Origin of the sequence: Thalassomonas actiniarum (assembly GCF_000948975.2) — a bacterium.
Lineage (GTDB): Bacteria > Pseudomonadota > Gammaproteobacteria > Enterobacterales > Alteromonadaceae > Thalassomonas > Thalassomonas actiniarum.
In genome coordinates this window covers 1,966,660-1,986,139 of the sequence record NZ_CP059735.1, presented here as the reverse complement: position 1 = coordinate 1,986,139, position 19,480 = coordinate 1,966,660, and the positions used below count along the sequence as shown (strand labels likewise).

Genomic DNA, 19,480 nt, shown 5'->3' with positions numbered 1-19,480 from the left:
CCGCTTAAAGCTAAAATGCCTCCTTTGCTTTATGCCAAGCCATCCCTATTTCGGAGAATCACATGTCCACCCCCTTAACCGAGCAAGAAATGAATGCCATAGAGCAATATGATGAACAACAGCGCTTTAACTATTTACTGAAACAGGCAATCACCAACCAGGAAATTTGGATCCTCACCGATGAACACGGTTGTGTGATGTTAAACTCCGAAGATGAAGACTGCGTTCCCGTCTGGCCCAATCAGGAATTTGCTCAAAGCTGGGCCACCAATGAATGGCAAGATTGTCAGGCACAGGCCATCACCCTGGACAAATGGCTCAGTCACTGGAGTCCGGGCCTGGAAGAAGATGAACTGGCGGTAGTGGTGTTTCCCAACCAGGCAGAAGAAGGCCTGGTCATTTATCCCTATGAACTGGAGTCGGAATTAAAACACAGGCTCAAGAAAAAGTAACTCCCCAGCCTCACCTTGATAAACAATAGCTGACAAGGTTAAACACTTTTTAACCTTGTCTCACCTTCTCCTACATAATTTTCCATTACATCACTTTCAAAGAAAGGTATAGTGCTAACTCATGGAGTAAATCTTTTCTTTTAATATAAAAAACAAGGATATGTTGTGGGTACTACCAATAAAACCCTGTTGGCAATGTCATTCGTCCTATTGCTCGGTGGCTGCGGCGGTGAGGATAACGATAATACCGATTCAGAAAAAACCTTAGTCGCCTTTGCCCCCGACGGAGAGCTCAGCGCCGAAATCCGCTGGACAGATTATGGTGTGCCCCATATTACCGCCGATAACCTGCAAAGCTTAGGTTATGGCTCGGGGTTTGCCTATGCCCGGGACAATATCTGCATTTTAGCCGATCAAATCGTCAAAGTACGCAGCGAAAGGGCCAAATACTTTGGTCCGGACGAGGTTGAAAATTCCGGCGACTCCGCCCACCTGATTTCAGATTTTGGCTATCTGGCGTTAAAGGTCATGGCCTCGGCAAACGAACATTACCCCGCTTTAAGTGAAAATTCCCGGGCCCTGCTTGAAGGTTATACCTCAGGTTATAACCGCTACCTGGCAGAAACCGGCGTAGAGAACCTGGCTCCCGCCTGCGCCGGGCAAAGCTGGGTTAAGCCTATTACCCCGCAAGAGTTAACCGCCTATATTTTTGCCACTTCACAACTGGCCAGCGGCGAAGAATTTATGGAGCTGGCGTTTTTTGCCGCACCTGGTGACGACAATAGTTTCCAGCCCTATGCCGCGAAGAGTGACAATCTCGCCAAAGCGCAGGATAAGACTATAAATAACACCAGCTTCATTGCCGGTTTGCGGCAAAACATCCGCCACCAGGCGGACAGCTTTACCCCGCCAAACCAGCGGCATGACAATCTCGGCTCCAACGGTTGGGGCCTGGGCAAAGACAACACCGAAAACGGCCGGGGTTTAGTACTGGCTAATCCCCATTTTCCCTATACCGGTCATTTAAGGTTCTGGCAATCGCACCTCACCATCCCCGGGGTACTGGACGTGATGGGCGGCAGCCTGCAGGGGCTGCCCGGCGTCATCAATATCGGCTTTAACCAGCATATCGCCTGGACCCATACCGTTTCTAAATCGAGACGATTTGTCCTGTACCAGTTAAGCCTGAGTGAGGACAACCCGCTGCAATACCAGTTTGATGAACAAAGCCGGGAAATAAGCAAACAAACTTTCCAGATTGAAGTAAAAAGCGGCGAAGAGTCCATCACTTTGGCCAAAGACTATTACTATAGTCACCACGGTTTAATGGTCGAGACCCCGCCACAGATGAATTTATTGCCCTGGTCCGAGTCCAGCGCCTTCACCTTAAGAGATGCCGCCGAAGAAAATACCGATTTAATCGATCACTGGCTGGCCATCAATTTAGCCGGCAATTTGGAAGAGTTTCAACAGGCTTACCGGGATTATGACGGTATTCCCTGGGTCAATACCATGTACGCCGACGATGCCGGCAACGCCTTTTATATCGACAAAACCCGGGTGCTGAATTTAAGCGATGACGCCCTGGCCCTGATGCGCACCGATCCGCAACTGGTCGCCACCCGGGACGCACTCGATTTTGATATTTTACCCGGCAATACCAGCTTGTTTGAACCCGACGGCTTAAACACCTACCAGCAGGCCCCGAAATTATTGCGCGCCGATTATGTGCAAAACTCCAACGACAGCTACTGGGCCACCAACTTAAACGAGCCTATGTCCGGATATTCCATTCTCTATGGCGATGATCTTGTGCCCTTGTCGTTAAGAACCCGCATGGGGTTAACCTTGCTAAGCGACAGCGCCGGTGAAGACGGTTTGTTTAGCGCCGACGAAGTCGAAAACGCCCTGCTCGGCAACCGCGGTTATTTGGCAGAGCAGGTATTGAGCGATTTAATCAACCAGTGCCAGGCACACGGCAGTGAGCCGGTCACCCTGGAAAATGGCCTGGAAGTGAATATCGAACCTGCCTGTAATGCCTTGTCAAACTTCAATGGCGTGATGAGCCGGGACAGCCAGTCCGGCCATATTTTTAAAGAGTTTGCCTTTAAGTTTGATCAGGAGCAGCATTTTAGCCTGGCATTTAATGTCAGCGACCCCCTAAACACGCCTAATACCCTGGCGAGCGATCCCAGCGTATTGCAGGCTTTTGCCGCCGCGGTGGCCAATATCAACCAGTCCGGTTTGGACCATAATGCCACGCTCGGCAATATACAATTTAGTGAAAAAACCATCATTGACAGTGAGGGGGCTTATGCCAGCGGCCTGCGTTTTCCCTGGGCCGGCAGTACCCATGCCGAAGGGGGCTTTAATGTCTTTTCCCCGGTCAAGGATAATGACACCCTCTACCCCGTTCATCAATATCCCCGGGTATTGGATGTAGAAACCGGGCAAACGATGGAGTCTGGATTAAGCGAGCAGGGTTATCATATCAATTACGGCTCCAGCTGGATGTTTGTGGTCAGCTTTACCGACTCGGGCCCTGCTGCCCGCGGCCTGTTGACCTTTTCACAATCCTCCGACAGTGACTCGCCCCATATGGACGATCAAACCCGTTATTATTCCGACTTTACCGCGCTGCGGCCACTGCTGTTTACCCGCCAGGAAGTGCTCAACAACACCATAGACAAACGGGAGTTAACTTCGAACTAGGCATAAAAAACACCCGGTACGGTTCTTATTCATATACTGAAAAGATCCATACCGGGTGCAACTGGTCACAGTTGTTTAATCAACTTAAAGCACTAACGGCCATCAAGCGCCCGGCGCTTCTTAAAATCTGAGTCCGCCAGCCACTTCGGCCAGTGATCGCTATTGGCCAGTTTTAAGGCGATAGCTTGTAATAACGCCATGTCCTGCTCAACCCCGCCAAGGGACCAGTCGGGCGAATAATCATCGGCTTCCTTATGGTATTTATGGCTGATGTACTCAGGGTCGGTATCCCCCAAACTCATAAAGAGCAAACCGGGCACACCCTCTTTAGCCAGGGAGAAATGATCCGAGCGGAAAAACAGGCCGTTCTGCGGCCTGGGATCCATCTTCACCTTACGCCCCTGGGCTTTCGCCGCCTCACTTAAGTACTGCTCCATCTCAGACATACCTTGCCCGTATTGCAAGATATAATCAACGCTGTCTGACGGGTTCATGCCGTCAATATTGAGTACCGCTACCAGCTGTTTGCTCGGGTAGAGGCCGCCTGCGGCAAATAACTCAGAGCCGATCAAACCGGTTTCTTCGGCGGTAAAATTAACAAACAGCAAGGAGCGTTTAAACGGAGAAACTTTTGAACGTGCCATTAAGGTACGCGCCAGCTCCAGGGTTGCCGCGGTGCCGGAGGCATTATCCACTGCGCCGTTATGAATTTTAGGGCCCTTCGGGGTTTGCTTGATGCCCAGATGATCCCAGTGAGCGCTGATCACTACATATTCATCCGCCAGTTCGGTCCCGGGCAAAAGCGCCACTACATTATCCGAGGCCGCCTGTTCTATTTTACTGTTTAAGGTTAAATTGGCCTGTAACGCCAGCGGCACAGCTTTAAAGCCGCGCATTTTTGCCTTGGCCTTTAAGGCCTGGTAGTCCATGCCTGCCCCGGCAAATAACTGTTCGGTCGCCGCCAACTGCAGCCAGCCCATCACAGGCAACATTTCGCTATTGTTATTATCATCCACCAGAGTAAATTTACTGCCGGTATTTGAACTTTCCACAACCCCCCAGGGATAACCGGCGGCATCGGTTTCATGGACGATAAATACCGCACTGGCCCCCTGCCGGGCGGCTTCTTCATATTTATAGGTCCAGCGGCCGTAATAGGTCATGGCATTGCCGGTAAAGAGCTTGTCATCCTGGGTGGCAAAACCGGGATCATTAACCAGCATCACCACAGTTTTCCCTTTGACATCGACACCGGCATAGTCATTCCACTGGTATTCGGGGGCATTGATGCCGTAACCGACAAACACCAGCTCCGAGTCCTTTAAATTAATCCGGGGTTTTATCTGCTTGGTGCGGGCGGTAAAATCTTTACCTGCCACAAATTGCAAATCCCCCAGCTGCAATAGCATATCCTGACTCGGCGTCAGTTTTGCCATCGGCACCTGCTGCAGATAACTCTCCCCCGCCCCCGGTGCCAGACCTGCCTGCTGATAAGCTTTTGCCAGATAACCTGTGGTTAAGGTTTCCCCCTCGGATAACGGACCGCGGCCGCCAAATTCATCTGACGCCAGCGTTTTGATGTCGCGGTGGACATTAGCCAGGTTAAAGGAAATACCATCACTTTGATGATTTTTTTCCGTGTCAGCGGCCGTGGCTGACGGTGTATCGGTACGGGTATTATCACCGCAGCCCGCTAATGCCAGAGCGCATGCGGAAAATGCCGTGAACAGGTAAGCATATTTCTTCATAAAGGATTCATTGTTTTTATTAAAATTGACCGGCTTATCTTACAAGAAAAAAACGTAAATGCAGTAACTAATCAACTAAAACAAAGGCAGCTATAACATGAAAGGAGATCATCATCAGAGTAAATTGTCATTCCTTTTCGTCCTTGAAACCATGACATACATTACCTCCTGTAAATTGTCATTCCTTTTCATCCTTGAAACCATGACATACATTACCTCCTGTAAATTGTCATTCCTTTTCATCCTTGAAACCATGACATACATTACCTCCTGTAAATTGTCATTCCTTTTCATCCTTGAAACCATGACATACATTACCTCCTGTAAATAAAAATCCAGCGAATAGTCGCTGGATTTTATCTGATAACGGACTGGCTGTACGCTGTTGCCCGTTATCGCTTAGTAGCTTGATTTATGAAACGAATTATAAACCAAAGGTACGTGATACAGAAAACACTACCCGGCTGTCAGCTGTGTCGATATCCATATTGGTATCTTCAAGCGCCAAGTTAAAGTCAAAACCTTTATAGCTGGTCAGGTATTCCAAACGGTAGTGGTTGTAGCCGTTTTTACCGTCCCAGGACCATTTGTTTTCATCATCAGATAAAGAGCGGTCGAAGCTGATGCGGATATCATGGCCTTCGGCTACCGTGAAAGTATGGCCGACCATAGCGATATAGTGATCAACATCCAGTCCGAAGTAATCCCAGCTGTACCAGAAGTTCATTTCTGTTTGACCCAGCTCAGAGGCATAACCAAATTTGGCATAGGCTTCCGGATAGTTGTAGTCATCCGAGTGAGAAGCGCCGTGATAGGTGTAATAGGCAATACCGGCATCAAGAGAGAATTTCTCATCTAACTGGTAATATTTACCGACATAAAAATCCCATTCGGTATCGGTATCCTCACCAAAATCGACATTTGACGCCCAGGTACCGGCATAAAAACCGTTGTCGCGGCTGTAGTCCAGGCTCGCTTGTAAGGCCGGATCACTATCGGTCTGGCTGACACCGTTAAAGGTGTAGTCAGAAGCAAGGTTTACCGTGGCAGACCAATCAGCATTGGCTGCGCCGGATACAGCCAGCAAACCGGCAGTTGTTAGTGCTAACAAACTTTTTTTCATCGTGTTCTCGTTATTTCTTAGTGATTAATTATTATTGGTGAATTTTATTATTATTATTCGGATTGGCTAAACCCGATGTGGTCGCTTGTTACCGTCATTTGCCGATAACTAGCGACGCCAGGTTTAGCCCAAGACCGGCTTAATTTGCCAGTTCGATCTTGTTGAAGTCTACGGTGTTTTCTTTTGGTGAAGCGGCGATATCACTAACCACGGAAAATTTCTTCCACAGAATATAACCGAAACAGCTAAAGAATAAGCCGATAACTACAGCGCCCACCCACTGGATTTGCAAGAAGTCCAGTTTAAACAGCAGGGTTAATACACATAAAGCGGTAAAGTTGCCGATAAAGTATTTTACCTTGCCGAAACGGGCAACCGTCAGGTTCAGGTTATCGGTATACAAGCGGATCAGGGAATCAAGCGAGTTGATCACAAAGGTAATACCCACTATCACCATCGCCAGATTATAGAAACCGGCGGTTTCCAAACCATTTGCGCTGTAGTAATAAAGCACGCTAAACCAGATGGCAATCGGAATAGACGGGAATACCAACATAGCCACCAGTACCTGGTAGGTACGCAGGCCGCCAACAAAACGCGAGGTAAACTGGCCGATCATGATGCTCCATGCAAACCACCAGTACAGGTAGAATTCATGGTAGTCGTTTAACGGCAGAACAAACTGATGGATATTGCCAAAATAATCCCCTAACAAGGCGATGGTATTGGCAAATTCACCAACGGAGGAGGTCTCAGATAAAAACGCACCGCCCCACATCAGGGCAATCAGGCCCAGGAATAACCAGGTTGTCGCCAGGCTAAGAATACGGACATAACGTAAGCTGGTACTGGAATAAACCGCAAAGGCGATGGCTAAGAAAACAATCAGGTAGAAAGTGCCGACTATGGTTTCACCGTCGCCGACTTCCGGCATATACCAGGGTAAGTTAGTCAGCAGTAAGTAAGCGGTAAAGGCACAGGTGCCGATGATCACGATATTATTGATAAATTTCACCACGGGAATTTCAAAGAATTTCACCCGGGGTTCAATCACACAAAAATAGAAACAGGTCAGGAAATAAAAGCCCCAGATCAAGAAGGCCCAGAAGCCGAATTCAATCGACAGCGGGTTGGTAAAACCATATTCAGGGCTGGTAGCCAGATCGGCATAACCGGCAAATTCGGTGAGCGGGAACATGATCAGTCCGACATCCAAACCTGAGGTAAATAAAATGGCGATAAAAGTAAAAGTACGCACAGGAGTTACGCCGATACAACGTAAATTTCCCCAACGCATTAAGATCACTGCAATAGCGGCAAAGGTAAATAATATCCCTGCGGATAACCAGGCTGTCATTTTCTGCTCCCCGGTTTACTTACTCTTGAGATAAAAACTTTCTTACTCATGTCTACTCCGTATTAAATTAAATCACTGGTAGAACTATTCTTACAGCCGTTAATACGCTTCTACCCGCCTTAACGATGTCAGACCTTATATATCGCATGATAAAACTAATCTCTGGGTTTCCCCTTCATGCTATATGTAAACCCTGAAAATAGCTCAGGTTATATCAAATGCCCCGGCGGCGGCCTTATCGGGCCATCACCGGGGCAAAGTGAATTTTTTATTTTTGCGTTTTGATTGCTCTGGCCGCTTTACCCTGTCTTTGCTGTTGTTGCCAGCTGGTATCAATCACCACTTCAACATTGGCCGCAGGCAGCAAATCACGCTGTAAAATCATATCGGCGGCGCGCTCTGCCACCATGATCGTCGGGGCATTTAAATTGCCGTTAGGGATCGTCGGGAAAATAGACGAATCCACGACCCTTAAGCCCTTAATGCCGTGTACCCGGGTTTCTGGGTCCACCACGGCAAGCTCATCCGTGCCCATTTTACACGAACATGACGGATGATAGGCACTTTCGACGAAATTTCGTACAAACTCATCGATCTCTTCATCGCTTTGTACCGCTAAGCCCGGCTGGATTTCTTCACCGCGAAACTCATCTAACGCCGGTTGATTGATAATTTCCCGGGTGAGTTTTACGCAGTCGCGAAAGCCTTCGCGGTCATCTTCATGTTGCAGGTAATTAAAACGAATGTCCGGGTGTGCCTTGGCATCGCTTGAAATCACTTTAACCGCACCGCGGCTTTTAGGTTTGTTATGACCTATATGTACCTGGAAGCCATGACCGGCAAACGCTTCTTTACCGTCATAACGCATCGCTGCCGGCAGGAAATGATATTGCAGATCCGGCCACTCGACACCCGCTTTGGAGCGGATAAAACCGCAAGACTCGAAATGGTTGGTAGAACCCAGACCTTTTTTGGTTAAGATCCAGCGTATGCCGATTTTGAGTTTGCTCCACCAGTCCAGCTCACCGTTGAGTGAAATCGGCTGCTTACATTTAAACTGGAAATAGAACTCTAAATGATCCTGCAGGTTTTCACCGACACCGGGTAAATCATGCAAGGTTTCAATGCCCGCTTTTTCCAGTACCTCTTTTGCCCCGATCCCGGAAAGCTGGAGAATATGGGGTGAGCCGATAGGGCCGGCGGACAATACCACCTCTTTCCTGGCGTTAACCTCAACAAACTGGCCTTTACGCTCATAGCGTATACCTACGGCTTTTTTATCTTCAAGCAAGATCTTATGCACTAAAGCATGGGTGATTACGGTTAAATTATCCCGGGACATCGCCGGGCGCAGGTAAGCATTGGCGGTGGAATGACGCACACCATCTTTGATGGTCATATGCATGGGGCCGAAACCTTCCTGCTGGGCGCCGTTAAAATCTTTGGTATCCATATAACCGGCATCAACACCGGCATTGATAAAGGCCTTATACAGGGGATTGGCCATTTCATTGCCGTTATTAACCCCCAACGGCCCGCTGTCGCCGCGATAATCATCGCCGCCGAAGGCCCAGCTTTCCGCTTTTTTGAAATACGGCAGACAGTGCTGGTAATCCCAGCCAGTGGCGCCTGCCTGTTGCCATTCGTCAAAATCACGGGCGTGGCCGCGCACATACACCATGCCGTTAATGGAAGACGAGCCCCCCAGCACCTTGCCGCGCGGGCAATGCATACGGCGGTTATTTAAATGAGGTTCGGGCTGGGTTTCAAACTGCCAGGCATACTTTTTGGTATTCATGGGGATCGATAACGCCGTGGGCATCTGGATAAAAATACTTTTATCGCTGCCGCCGGTTTCCAGCAATAAAACCTTGTTGCTGCTGTCTTCACTGAGACGGTTTGCCAGCACACAACCTGCAGAGCCTGCGCCGACAATAATATAATCGAAAGATTCTTGCTTACTGATATTCACGTTAAAAAGGGCTCTCTAAAGGCGTTAAACCGACATATACCGCTTTCAGCTGGGTATATTGGTTGAGGGTGGCCAGGCCATTTTCCCGGCCTAATCCCGACTGTTTATAACCACCGACCGGCATTTCCGCAGGCGATGCGCCATAGTTATTGATCCAGCAGATCCCTGCCTGCAGTTGATGTATCACCCGGTGCGCGCGGCTGATATCCCGGGTAAAGACACCTGCAGCTAAGCCTAATTGGGTGTTATTGGCGCGCTTAATGACTTCCTCTTCATCGTCAAAGCACAGCACCGACATCACAGGGCCAAAAATTTCTTCACGGCAAATGCTCATGTCATCAACACAATCGGTAAAAATAGTCGGGGCAACAAAATAACCGTTCGGGCTATTTTCAGGGCTAAGCGCCTTACCGCCACAGACCAGGGTCGCCCCTTCCTTGATACCGATATTGATATAATCGAGTACTTTTTGCTGATGCCCTTTATTGATCAAGGCGCCGAAGTTGGTTTCCGCCATCATGGGATCGCCGGCAATAATATTTTCCCGGGTGCGTTTGAGTAATTTTTCCATAAAGGCCGGGTAAATGGCTTTTTGTACAAACACCCGGGTGCCGTTGGTGCAGATTTCCCCCTGGGTATAAAAGTTACCCAGCATGGCCGCGGAAACGGCATTATCGACATCGGCATCGTCAAAAATCACCAGGGGCGACTTACCGCCTAATTCCATGGTGACTTCCTTTAAGTTACCGGCAGCGGCGGTCATGACTTTTTTGCCTGTGCCGACTTCGCCGGTAAAAGAAACTTTGGCTATTTCTTCATGATGGGACAACCAGGCGCCTACCTTGCCATCGCCAAGCACCACATTAAAAACACCGTCCGGTATGCCTGCCTCGGCAAAAATTTCCGCCAGTTTCAGCGCCCCTAACGGCGTTTCTTCCGAAGGTTTGAAAATCATCACATTGCCGCAGGCAAGTGCCGGCGCCGATTTCCAACAGGCAATTTGCAGCGGGTAGTTCCAGGCACCGATACCGGCACAAATGCCTAACGGCTCTTTACGGGTATAATAAAAATCATCGCCGACCTGCTGCTGATTGCCTTCCAGCCCGGGTACTAACCCGGCAAAAAACTCTATAGAATCTGCGCCGGAGAGTACATCAACAACACTCGCTTCCTGCCAGGGTTTGCCGGTATCACGCACTTCAATCGCCGCCAGCTCATCATTACGTTCACGTAATAACGCCACTGCTTTTAATAACATCCGGCTGCGCTCCATCGGCGTTTTTGCCGACCACGCCGCAAAGCCTTCACGGGCGCTTTTAATCGCCGCCTGCTGTATTTTTTCATCGGCAACTTCCACCTGGTAGATCACTTCCCCGGTGGCGGGATTGGTCACAGCAAAGGTTTCACCGCTATCGTTTGCCAGATACTGGCCATGAATAAAATTTTGATACGTCGGTAACGACATTAATTGTCTCCGTGCTGCTGTAATAGGTTTTCAATAAAACATTTGCATAAATGCTCCGCCTGGGAGAATGCTTCCGTCGGCTCCACACTCAAGGCGCTGCGCAGCCAAAAACCGTCGATCATCGCCGCCGTCTGTTTGGCGGCTATGGTGGCTTGCTCTTTTGGCAGCAGATGGGCAAAAGAGTAACGTAAATTACTGTACAAACGGGCGCTGTTGATGTGCTGAAGCCGGGCTAATGCCGGATCGTGCATCGCCTGTGCCCAAAAACAGAGCCAGGTTTGATAAACGGATGCGGTGCGTTGCAATTGAGTAAAATTAGCTTCGACAATTTTAAATAAACGCTCGGTGGCGGTTAAGTTTTTATCGCGTGTGCCTTCGAGTAAGGCCTGCTTTAACTGCTCAAGCAAATGTTTGATAGTGGCTTCGATCAGGCCCTGCTTACCGCCAAAATAGTGGCTGATAATGCCGGAAGACATACCTGCTAACTTACTGATGGTGATGATAGTGCTGTTCTGCAAACCATGAAGGGCAACGGACTCTAAAGTAGCATTTATCAGCTCGAGTCTGCGTTGTGATTGAATTTCGATATCCGGCCTTACTTATTAATTGAACGTTCAATTAACGCCATAATAACCATTTGAGTTCGAATTATCAAGTTGTCACAAAATGACATCTTTATTAACCCGGATTTTAGCCCGGATAAAAAAACCCGCAGAATATGCCAGATAAAGCGGCAAAATCTCGGTTATTTTCGTTTTTTACGCCGGGTAAAGGGAAAACAAATTAATTACAAGACAAACTAAGTAAGCCCTTGTCCGGTATTAATCACTTAGACTTCAATGGACTTTTCATTGAGCATTTCCCTGCCCCGTGTTTGGATCAAATCAGCCAGTTGCCGGTAAATACCGCCGGCCAGGCCCCAGCTATGCCAATAAAGGGTTTCAATATGAGCCTTATCCGGTAACAGGTTAACCAGGTCGCCACTGGCCAGTTCCTGTTTTATTTGCAACTCAGGGATCAGGCAATAAGCAGCGCCCTGGCGGGCCAGTTCGACAAACGCCTCTGAAGAAGGCACGGTATGACGGGGATAGCTGTTGGCACTCAGACCAAAATGCTGTTCAATAAACCGGGTATGCATATTGTCTTTGGCGTCAAATGAGACCCCGGGGGCAAATTGCAAACTAACGGCATTTATACCGTCAGAAAAATACCTTTGCTTAAATGCCGGACTCGCCACCAGCAGATATTTCACCTTGCCCAATTCAAATGCCTGATAACCGGGCAATATTCGGGCATGCGAACTGACGGCGGCACAGGCCTCTCCCGATTGCAGTTTTTCCGTGGTCCGCCTTTCATCCAGGATCAGTAAGTTCAGGGCAATCGACCGCGATTGCAGCAAGGAAACAATCGCACTGATAAACCAGGTCGCCAGGCTGTCGGCATTCACCGCCACCGAAATATTCACCAGCTGCTCGCTTTCATCCAGCAACAAGTCATCGTTAAGCACACTTTCCAGTTGTTGTACCTGGCGATAATGACGCAATAACTTTTGCCCGGTGGCGGTAGCGATAATCGGCTGTCCACGGATAATCACCGGCTGGGCAACATATTCTTCCAGCGCTTTAATACGTTGCGATACCGCAGATTGTGAAATATGCAGCTTGAGTGCAGCTCCTTCAAAACTTTGCTCCTGCATCACGGTATGCAGAGCATAGAGCAATTTATAATCAAACCTGGCCAAACTTCCCCCTTACTAACGCTTGGTTAACTTGTACTAAGCACACGAATATTAATTTTACTAATGATACATTAAAATCATTAATTTTATTTATGTCCTGGTGTTTATTACACTCGCTACTGCAAAACATAAAGGATGGGGAAATAAAAAGGGATCATTAATCCCCCACAGAATAAATACCAGAAAATATAAACAGGACAAATGAAGATGACGATATTACCTTTTATCCAGGGGCTTGGCCTGGGCGCCAGCATGATAATCCCCATTGGCGCACAAAATTCTTTTATTATCAACCAGGGTATCAAACGTAACCATCACCTGGTCGCCGCCACCATCTGCATACTCTGTGATATCAGTTTATTTATGCTCGGTGTCTTTGGCGGCTCAGAGCTGATAGGCGCGAATGATTTTTTATTTACCCTGATCAGCTGGGGCGGCATCTTGTTTTTACTCGGCTATGGGGCTTTATCGTTAAAAGCCGCCATCCAGGCCAGTACAACAACAAATCAGGGGGGCGGAGATAATCAGTCCATTAAAGGGGTGATCCTGACCACTCTCGCTGTAACCTTGCTCAATCCCCATGTTTATCTGGATACCGTGGTGATTTTAGGCAGTGTCGGCAGCCAGTTCTCCCCGGCCGAAAAACCCTGGTATTTATTGGGGCTGATGTTAGCCTCTATCCTCTGGTTTTATGGCTTATCTGTTTTTGCCGCCAGGTTTTCCCCGGTATTGGGCAGGAAAAAAGTCAAACAGGGCATAGATATCGCCATTGCCCTGATTATGTGGCTTATTGCCTGGTCACTGTTTAGCAACTGGCTGGCCTCTGCCTAGCCCCTCATTATCCGAGGTTTTCACTGCCGACAATAAGCATAAGGTGCCGCTCGGGATCAGGTGGCAAAGGTGATCCTCGGCTGGGCTTCTGCCGATAAATCCACTTGCGGGCTGCACAACAATAAGCGGCTGGAGTCGATTTGCTCCTGCTCTACCATATAGCTTTTAAAGTGGTTCAGGCGTTTTAATGACAGTTCATTTAACGATTTGATCTCAACTTCGGTGAGTTCTTCGGTGCCGACCGGCAAGCCGATATCCTGCGCGGTCGCGACGGCGCACAGGGTGACCTGGGTTTCCGGCTTGTCTTTCATCAAAGCGGAGAATTCATTTAAAAAGGCGATATTATCCTGGGCAAAGTCGCTTACCCCGGGGGATAACAGCAAGTCGTTAAAGCGGACTTTTAACAGATATTCCCCGGCAGACAGGGTTATGGACACCACGTTGGCATAAGGCACAAAAGTGGTCATCAGATACTCTCTGGTCGCCGACATCACCGCCTGTTTGGTCAATAGCGTTAAAAAGCCGGAAAAACCAAAAGAAGGATCGCTGATATTGCCGGATAAGGGGATATCCAGCTCAACATTGCCGTCACTGTCTTTAAGCATGCCCAGGGCGACATTAAATGGAATTGCGGTTTGGTCCTTTAAACTGTCTACCTGGTGATCATCGGCCGAGGTCAGCTCTACCCCGCGCAACAGGATATCGGTATGGCCGTCGATTTCCTCACCGGTTAAGTTCAGCTCCAGCGCCAAATCCAGCTGGCCGCTTTGCAATTCATACTGCAGGGCATCTTTTATATAGGCGGAAATGCCCGGCAAGCTGATTTCTTTAAAACCGCCGCTGACGGCATAAACCGGCTCGGCTAAAAAGGGCTTGGCATACCCGGATAAGTCAAACTTGGCATATTCATTACTTTTGCCTTTTAAGGCAAAGGCGGTTTTAATTTCCGGCTGCCGGTTATTCACCGGACCCGCACTTAAGGTGCTGATGATAAAGTCCCGTTTATAGGCCGGGGTGACACTGCGGTCAATAAAACGGATATGGCTGTCCTGCTCCAGGGCAAACTCATTGAGCACCAGGGAAAAGTATTGTTCCGACGCGGTATGTTCCGACGCGGTCGTTTCTTCGCTTGTTTCAGCACTTTCCCCTACTTGTCCGCCCTGCCACGGGACATCCTGGTTTGCCTGCCCGTTGCCAAGCTGCACCAGGTTCTCAACCTGCTTATCTTTATCAAGGGAAACATCCAAATCAAAATTGCCCAAGCTCACCTTGTTGATGCTGACGCCAACAGCAGAAGCCTTGATGTCCTGCACGGCAAAAGAGCTGACCCTGGCAATCGGCGGCAGTTCATTGTCGGTAACATCGGAAAAACTCGCCCCGGTCAGCAAGACTTCGTCAAGTTTCACCTCAGGCTTGTTATCTGTGATGGTAAGTAAAATATTATCCAGCGTCAGACTTTCAAAGGCCATCAGCTGCGCCTGCTCTTGCTGGTGATAAAGCTTGGCATCCGTTAATGTCACCCCGGCATCGCCGTTGAGCAAGGTTAACGGCTTCTCACTATCGCCTAATGCCAACTGCAGGCTCAGCGCTTTCGTTTCAAGCGTTTTTTCCAACAAGGTAGCATGGGTTTGTGCCTGCTCAAGATGCAACTCGGCAATATCCAGCGCCATGTCCTTAAAATCAAGTTGCAGTTGGTTTTCTTTCTTAGCGAGCAATTGTAATTTTGTCCGGTAACTCAACAAGCCCGAATGCAGAGAAAACTCCTCAGGCATAAATGCCGCCAGGCGGGTTAAATCAAAATTTTCAAGCCCGATATCGGCGCTTATTTTGATAAGCGTTTCGGCATGACTAGCATCCGTTTGCTTAGCAATGCTTGCATCAACTGCCAGGGCAAAAGGCGCCTGATCCAGCGTACTGGTAAGGGAGGCAGAAAAGTCCTGCCGGCTGGCTGTGGCCTCAACATCAGAGATAGCTAAACTGTCTATGGCAAACTCATGTTGTCCCTGGGGCAAATTAAATTCCAGAGAAGCGTTATTCAGCTTAAGCACAGGCAGTACAAGGGTATAAGGGAAATCCTGTGTCGGCTCCTGCCCTTGTTCAACATTTTCAGCGGGCTTGTCACTTGTCTGGGGGAACGTAAATCCGGCTACTTCGAGCTTATTTTCACTTTGCGTGATATCGATAAACAGGCCATCGAGGTTAAATTCATTGATATGAATGCGGTCAAACAAAAGCTGATACAGGCGAATACGGACGACTAAACTGTCCAGGCGAAATAGCGCTTTCTCCCTGTTCGCCGCCGGATACAGGCTTAATTCATTGATGCTGAGTTTAGACAGAAACGGGTTGTAGCGTATGCTGGTGTTATCCGATAACACCAGCTTTTGCGGCGCCAGTATATCGGCAATAAAATACCGGCTGATCATCGGCGATAACAACCAAATCAGGCAATATATCGTCAAGAAGAGTAAAAGAATAATTTTTGCTATTTTTATTGCCAGCACACGCATGATAAAAACCCTGATCTGTTTTTTTTTAAAATAAAGTCGGCATGAGCCGAATATTGTACTAAGAAAAAAACAAAAATTAACCGGCGTTCAAGGAATATTTAACATTAATTAGAAAATCAACGGTATTTCTAATGACAGGGAGGATAAAGAGCTTTGCCCGGGAGGCTCCCGAAAAACGTCGGGGGGAAATTTAAGATAAAACCTGCCGGGTTAAAGGTTACGAAGTATAGATCAGGGTTTCACCCTGGCGAAGAGAGTCTTTTACAACAATTTTCTTCATTATGTTGAGCAACTTACCATCATCGGCACTGTCAAGTAACGGCATAGATTGTACGGTGAAGTTTTTTTCACTTTGACGGGTTAACTGCTGCTCAGTGTTCATGGTGCTGCCTTATTTATCAAGAGGATTTCATTTGATAACCAATGAAATCATAGCGCTTGGGTGCATCATAACGAAAATTGCCCGGGAAAAAGTTGATCTGGCGCAAGAAAACCCTTTATTTTTGAAAGTGACTGGCACTTCCTTGATAAGAAAAGGCCACGCAGGACTGTCTCCGTGACCTGTTAATATTAAGGCTGCAAGCTTTTTAAAAGTGCTTCCGCCTCTTTTTTACCGGCATAGGCTTGCCCATTGGCAAGCACATCTTGCAGGTATGTTATCGCTTCATCGCTGCGCCCCATCTTACTCAAGGTATAGGCCAGGTGATACAGCACTTCCATATTATCAACATCAAGCGCCAGCGCCTGGCGATACAAAGGCAGGGCCCGCTGATAATTTCCCCGCTGGGTTTCTACCCAGGCTTTGGTGTCTATGATGGCAACGTTATCCGGCAAGCGGGCATAGGCAGCCTCGGCATATTCAGCGGCTTTATCAAAATGCTTCAATGCCAAATAAATGGCGGCGGCGTTATTAAAGAGTACCGGCGCATTCGGGAAGCGTTTGATCAGAGATTCATAAAAGTCCGCGGCTTTTTCCAGCTCCCCCAAAGCTTTATAACTGTCCGCCAGGGCAACAGCGCTGAGCAGGTCATCCGGATAACTGCTGGTTCTTGCCTCTAATAAATCGACCGCTTGCTGATACTGCTCTTTTGCCTGATATACCCGGTACAACCCCAGGGTCGCCTGTTGTGACGGCTTTATTTTCAATGCAGCCTGGTAGGCTGAAACTGCCCGGGCATATTGATTATTGAGACGATAAGTATCCCCTTTTAATACTGTGGTCAACTGCCGTCCCGGCAGCACTTTTTCCAATTGGACAATAGTGCTCATGGCATTATCAAAGTCCTGGCGGGCATGATAAATATCAATCAGCTGCAAATAAGCCTGGGTGAAGCGCCCGTCCCTGACAATGGCTTTTTCCAATGAAGTAACGGCATTATCATCCTCGCCGAACAACACCTGGGTTTTCGCCAGGGCCAGTAAAGCAGCGGCTTTTTCCTCACTATGTTTCACCGCCAGCTGATGGGCCTGCAGCGCTTTATCGTTTTGCTTGTCTTTTAAATAAAGATCGGCGGCGATCAACAGGATTTCACCATCTTTATTGAACCGGTCCAGGTAGTCTTCCACCAGTGACAGGGCTTGTGGAATATCATTCAGCTTGCTGTAGTAATTAACCAGCTGGATCAAGGCTTGGTTGTTACCCCTGTCCTGGGCATACGCTTTTTCAAACCAGGTTAAGGCATTTGCCGGCTCGTTAAGGCGTAAATAGTTTTGACCTAGCTCCAGCATCAGCGAGGTATTGGGAGCATTTTGCTCTATATACTGCTGAAGCCGCTTATTTGACTGTTTGATATTGCCCGAGAGCATCTCCATACGGGCAAGATGCAACACCGCCTGGTAATTACCAGCGTTAAAAGTTAACGCCTGCTCAAAGGCTAAACGGGCCTTCTCATGCTCGCCATTCAGGCCGAGCAAGCTGCCTTTTAACTGATACAAAAAGCTGTCTTGTCCGCGCAGGGCAATGACCTTTTCCACTGAGGACAGTGCCATATCTATCTGGTTGTTGTCCTGATAGGCCCGGGTGAATAACAAATATAAATTGCCCTTGTCGGTTTGTGCATTTGCCAGTTCCTCGGCCTGCTGCAGATAAACAATCGCCTTATCCACTTGCCCCGTGCTCAGGTATAATCTGGCGATATCAAGTCGCCCGGCGCTTTCCCGGGGCAAGGCCCGGATAACATCGAGGAAATACTTCTCGGCTTTTTCCGGCGCCTCGGTTGCCATATAGGCGCGGCCGAGCAAACTCCAGGTTTCGACATCATCCGGGTTAATTAAACGCGCTTTAACAAGGTAACTTTTGGCGGCAAAAGGTTCATTTAACCTGAACTCGGTTTTCGCCAGCAGCTTTAATGCCCGGGTATCTTCCTTATTGATATCAAAATATTTTCGCAGGGCATCCTGGGCCTGCAAATACTCCCCCTGACCGAAACTTATCACCCCGGCCAGATAATAATAAACCGGATTTTCCTGCATCACTTCATCCGGCACCCCGGTTAATACCGTCTTAAGGTGCTTGATGGTGGCATCGGATTCGGCTTCATTGCCTAAGGCAATATTGGTGATGGCTTTCAGGTAATTCGCCCGGGGTTCGTTAGGGATCTGGTTGAGGATCACAGTCACATCAAGCAGCGCCGCCTGATACTGGCCTTTATCGATCAACAAACCGGCACGCATCAATAACGCTGGAAAATTCTCCCGGTTAAGGGCAATGATTTCATTGACTTTTGTCAGCGCAGCTTCTTTGTGCCCCTGCATTTGTTCAATATTTGCCAGCATTAGCAGGCCATTGGTATTGGTGGGATCTTTTGCTAATGCCTGCTCGGCATAAGTGCGCGCCTGCTTAAGGTTTTCACGTAACAAGGCAACCTGTGCCCGCCCTAAGATTGCCAGCACATTATTGCCGTTATAGGTCAATGACTGGCGAAAAATCTGCTCGGCCCTGACATATTTTTTTTGCGCGACAAACGCCCGGCCCTTAAGCATGGTAATTTGGCTTTTTAACCGGGCATTACTGCCGGGGGGGAAATTACTGGCCACCACCTGCTCATATTTTTTTTGCAATAACTGGGCTTCAAGCAGTAAAGGCAAAATGCGCTTTTCATCGGCGCCGTGTTTAAGGGCGTACGTTAATTCGATTTCTGCGCTCGCCCCGTCCCCCTGGGCAATTAACACCTCCGCCATCAGTATCTTCGACGGCAGATGGCTGGGATTGTTTTTTAACGAATTTTTCAAATAAAGGACTGCCGCCTTTAGATCCGATTGGGCAAAACTGCGCAAGGCATCTTCATAAGCCTGATTCGCTTCCTGAAAAGTAAACGCCAATACCTTGCTAGCGGCAAAGCAGCCGAGGATAAGTGTTAGAAATATAGGGTGAATTCTTTTTAACTGGCGTTTAGCCATAGATGAAAGTTCTGGCATCAATAAAGACAACATGAAAAAGCGACAAGTTAGCGCTATGGTAAAATATTTTACCGGTTAAGTGAAATAACTTATCCCGGTTGACGCCAGGCTGTTGAAAGCAGTTTGTGATCTTGCCGTTATTTAGCTGTCTACTTCTTTTACAAATCCATGAC

Annotated in this window: 13 protein-coding genes; 3 read left to right on the top strand and 10 right to left on the bottom strand. The window is 48.3% G+C overall.

Annotated features, from left to right (window positions below):
* The first annotated feature begins 62 nt into the window (after nt 1-62).
* Both SG35_RS08660 and SG35_RS08655 read left to right on the top strand, forming a co-directional pair.
* On the top strand, nt 63-452 hold the full coding sequence (locus SG35_RS08660) for a DUF2750 domain-containing protein (RefSeq protein WP_044830843.1): 390 nt from the start codon (nt 63-65) through the stop codon (nt 450-452).
* 165 nt (nt 453-617) lie between these two features.
* A complete protein-coding gene (locus tag SG35_RS08655) occupies nt 618-3,164 on the top strand; it encodes a penicillin acylase family protein (RefSeq protein ID WP_053042775.1) in 2,547 nt (848 codons plus the stop codon).
* Between the two features lie 92 nt (nt 3,165-3,256).
* Here SG35_RS08655 and SG35_RS08650 read toward each other — a convergent pair whose 3' ends face one another.
* From SG35_RS08650 to SG35_RS08620, 7 genes are all read right to left on the bottom strand, one after another.
* Entirely contained in the window at nt 3,257-4,912 is a 1,656-nt protein-coding gene (locus SG35_RS08650; protein ID WP_053042774.1) for a M28 family metallopeptidase, read from the bottom strand.
* 424 nt (nt 4,913-5,336) lie between these two features.
* Nucleotides 5,337-6,035, bottom strand: coding sequence for a TorF family putative porin (locus SG35_RS08645; protein WP_044830841.1), 699 nt, complete (start codon nt 6,033-6,035; stop codon nt 5,337-5,339).
* A 139-nt stretch (nt 6,036-6,174) separates the two neighbouring features.
* Nucleotides 6,175-7,392 carry a choline transporter gene (locus SG35_RS08640; protein WP_044830840.1) on the bottom strand — a complete coding sequence of 406 codons (1,218 nt, stop codon included), beginning with the start codon at nt 7,390-7,392 and terminating at the stop codon, nt 6,175-6,177.
* Nucleotides 7,393-7,660: 268 nt separating this feature from the next.
* On the bottom strand, nt 7,661-9,358 hold the full coding sequence (gene betA, locus SG35_RS08635; protein ID WP_044830942.1) for a choline dehydrogenase: 1,698 nt from the start codon (nt 9,356-9,358) through the stop codon (nt 7,661-7,663).
* Between the two features lie 7 nt (nt 9,359-9,365).
* A complete protein-coding gene (betB, locus tag SG35_RS08630; protein ID WP_044830839.1) occupies nt 9,366-10,829 on the bottom strand; it encodes a betaine-aldehyde dehydrogenase in 1,464 nt (487 codons plus the stop codon).
* On the bottom strand, nt 10,829-11,410 hold the full coding sequence (gene betI / locus SG35_RS08625) for a transcriptional regulator BetI (RefSeq protein ID WP_084692450.1): 582 nt from the start codon (nt 11,408-11,410) through the stop codon (nt 10,829-10,831). The genes betB and betI overlap by 1 nt, the downstream gene beginning before the upstream one ends.
* A 248-nt stretch (nt 11,411-11,658) precedes the next feature.
* Complete coding sequence (locus SG35_RS08620; RefSeq protein ID WP_084692449.1) at nt 11,659-12,570, bottom strand: LysR family transcriptional regulator ArgP; 912 nt, start codon at nt 12,568-12,570, stop codon at nt 11,659-11,661.
* 204 nt (nt 12,571-12,774) lie between these two features.
* Between SG35_RS08620 and SG35_RS08615 the strand changes: the two genes are divergently transcribed.
* Complete coding sequence (locus tag SG35_RS08615) at nt 12,775-13,398, top strand: LysE/ArgO family amino acid transporter (protein ID WP_044830837.1); 624 nt, start codon at nt 12,775-12,777, stop codon at nt 13,396-13,398.
* Nucleotides 13,399-13,454: 56 nt separating this feature from the next.
* Here the strand turns inward: SG35_RS08615 and SG35_RS08610 are convergent, their stop codons facing one another.
* The 3 genes from SG35_RS08610 to prsT all read right to left on the bottom strand — a co-directional run bounded on the left by SG35_RS08610 (nt 13,455) and on the right by prsT (nt 19,325).
* Nucleotides 13,455-15,908 (bottom strand): DUF748 domain-containing protein, encoded by a 2,454-nt coding sequence (locus SG35_RS08610; RefSeq protein ID WP_053042773.1) that lies wholly within the window; start codon nt 15,906-15,908, stop codon nt 13,455-13,457.
* 217 nt (nt 15,909-16,125) lie between these two features.
* Nucleotides 16,126-16,290, bottom strand: coding sequence for a hypothetical protein (locus SG35_RS08605; RefSeq protein WP_160298215.1), 165 nt, complete (start codon nt 16,288-16,290; stop codon nt 16,126-16,128).
* 188 nt (nt 16,291-16,478) lie between these two features.
* Entirely contained in the window at nt 16,479-19,325 is a 2,847-nt protein-coding gene (gene prsT / locus SG35_RS08600; RefSeq protein ID WP_160298214.1) for an XrtA/PEP-CTERM system TPR-repeat protein PrsT, read from the bottom strand.
* Nucleotides 19,326-19,480 lie beyond the last annotated feature (155 nt).

Excerpts from the sequence above, each read along its gene's own strand:
- SG35_RS08660 (WP_044830843.1), top strand. The coding sequence starts at position 63 with ATGTCCACCCCCTTAACCGAGCAAGAAATGAATGCCATAGAGCAATAT.
- SG35_RS08650 (WP_053042774.1), bottom strand. The coding sequence starts at position 4,912 with ATGAAGAAATATGCTTACCTGTTCACGGCATTTTCCGCATGCGCTCTG.
- SG35_RS08645 (WP_044830841.1), bottom strand. The coding sequence starts at position 6,035 with ATGAAAAAAAGTTTGTTAGCACTAACAACTGCCGGTTTGCTGGCTGTA.
- SG35_RS08640 (WP_044830840.1), bottom strand. The coding sequence starts at position 7,392 with ATGACAGCCTGGTTATCCGCAGGGATATTATTTACCTTTGCCGCTATT.
- betB (WP_044830839.1), bottom strand. The coding sequence starts at position 10,829 with ATGTCGTTACCGACGTATCAAAATTTTATTCATGGCCAGTATCTGGCA.
- SG35_RS08615 (WP_044830837.1), top strand. The coding sequence starts at position 12,775 with ATGACGATATTACCTTTTATCCAGGGGCTTGGCCTGGGCGCCAGCATG.
- SG35_RS08610 (WP_053042773.1), bottom strand. The coding sequence starts at position 15,908 with ATGCGTGTGCTGGCAATAAAAATAGCAAAAATTATTCTTTTACTCTTC.
- SG35_RS08605 (WP_160298215.1), bottom strand. The coding sequence starts at position 16,290 with ATGAACACTGAGCAGCAGTTAACCCGTCAAAGTGAAAAAAACTTCACC.
- prsT (WP_160298214.1), bottom strand. The coding sequence starts at position 19,325 with ATGCCAGAACTTTCATCTATGGCTAAACGCCAGTTAAAAAGAATTCAC.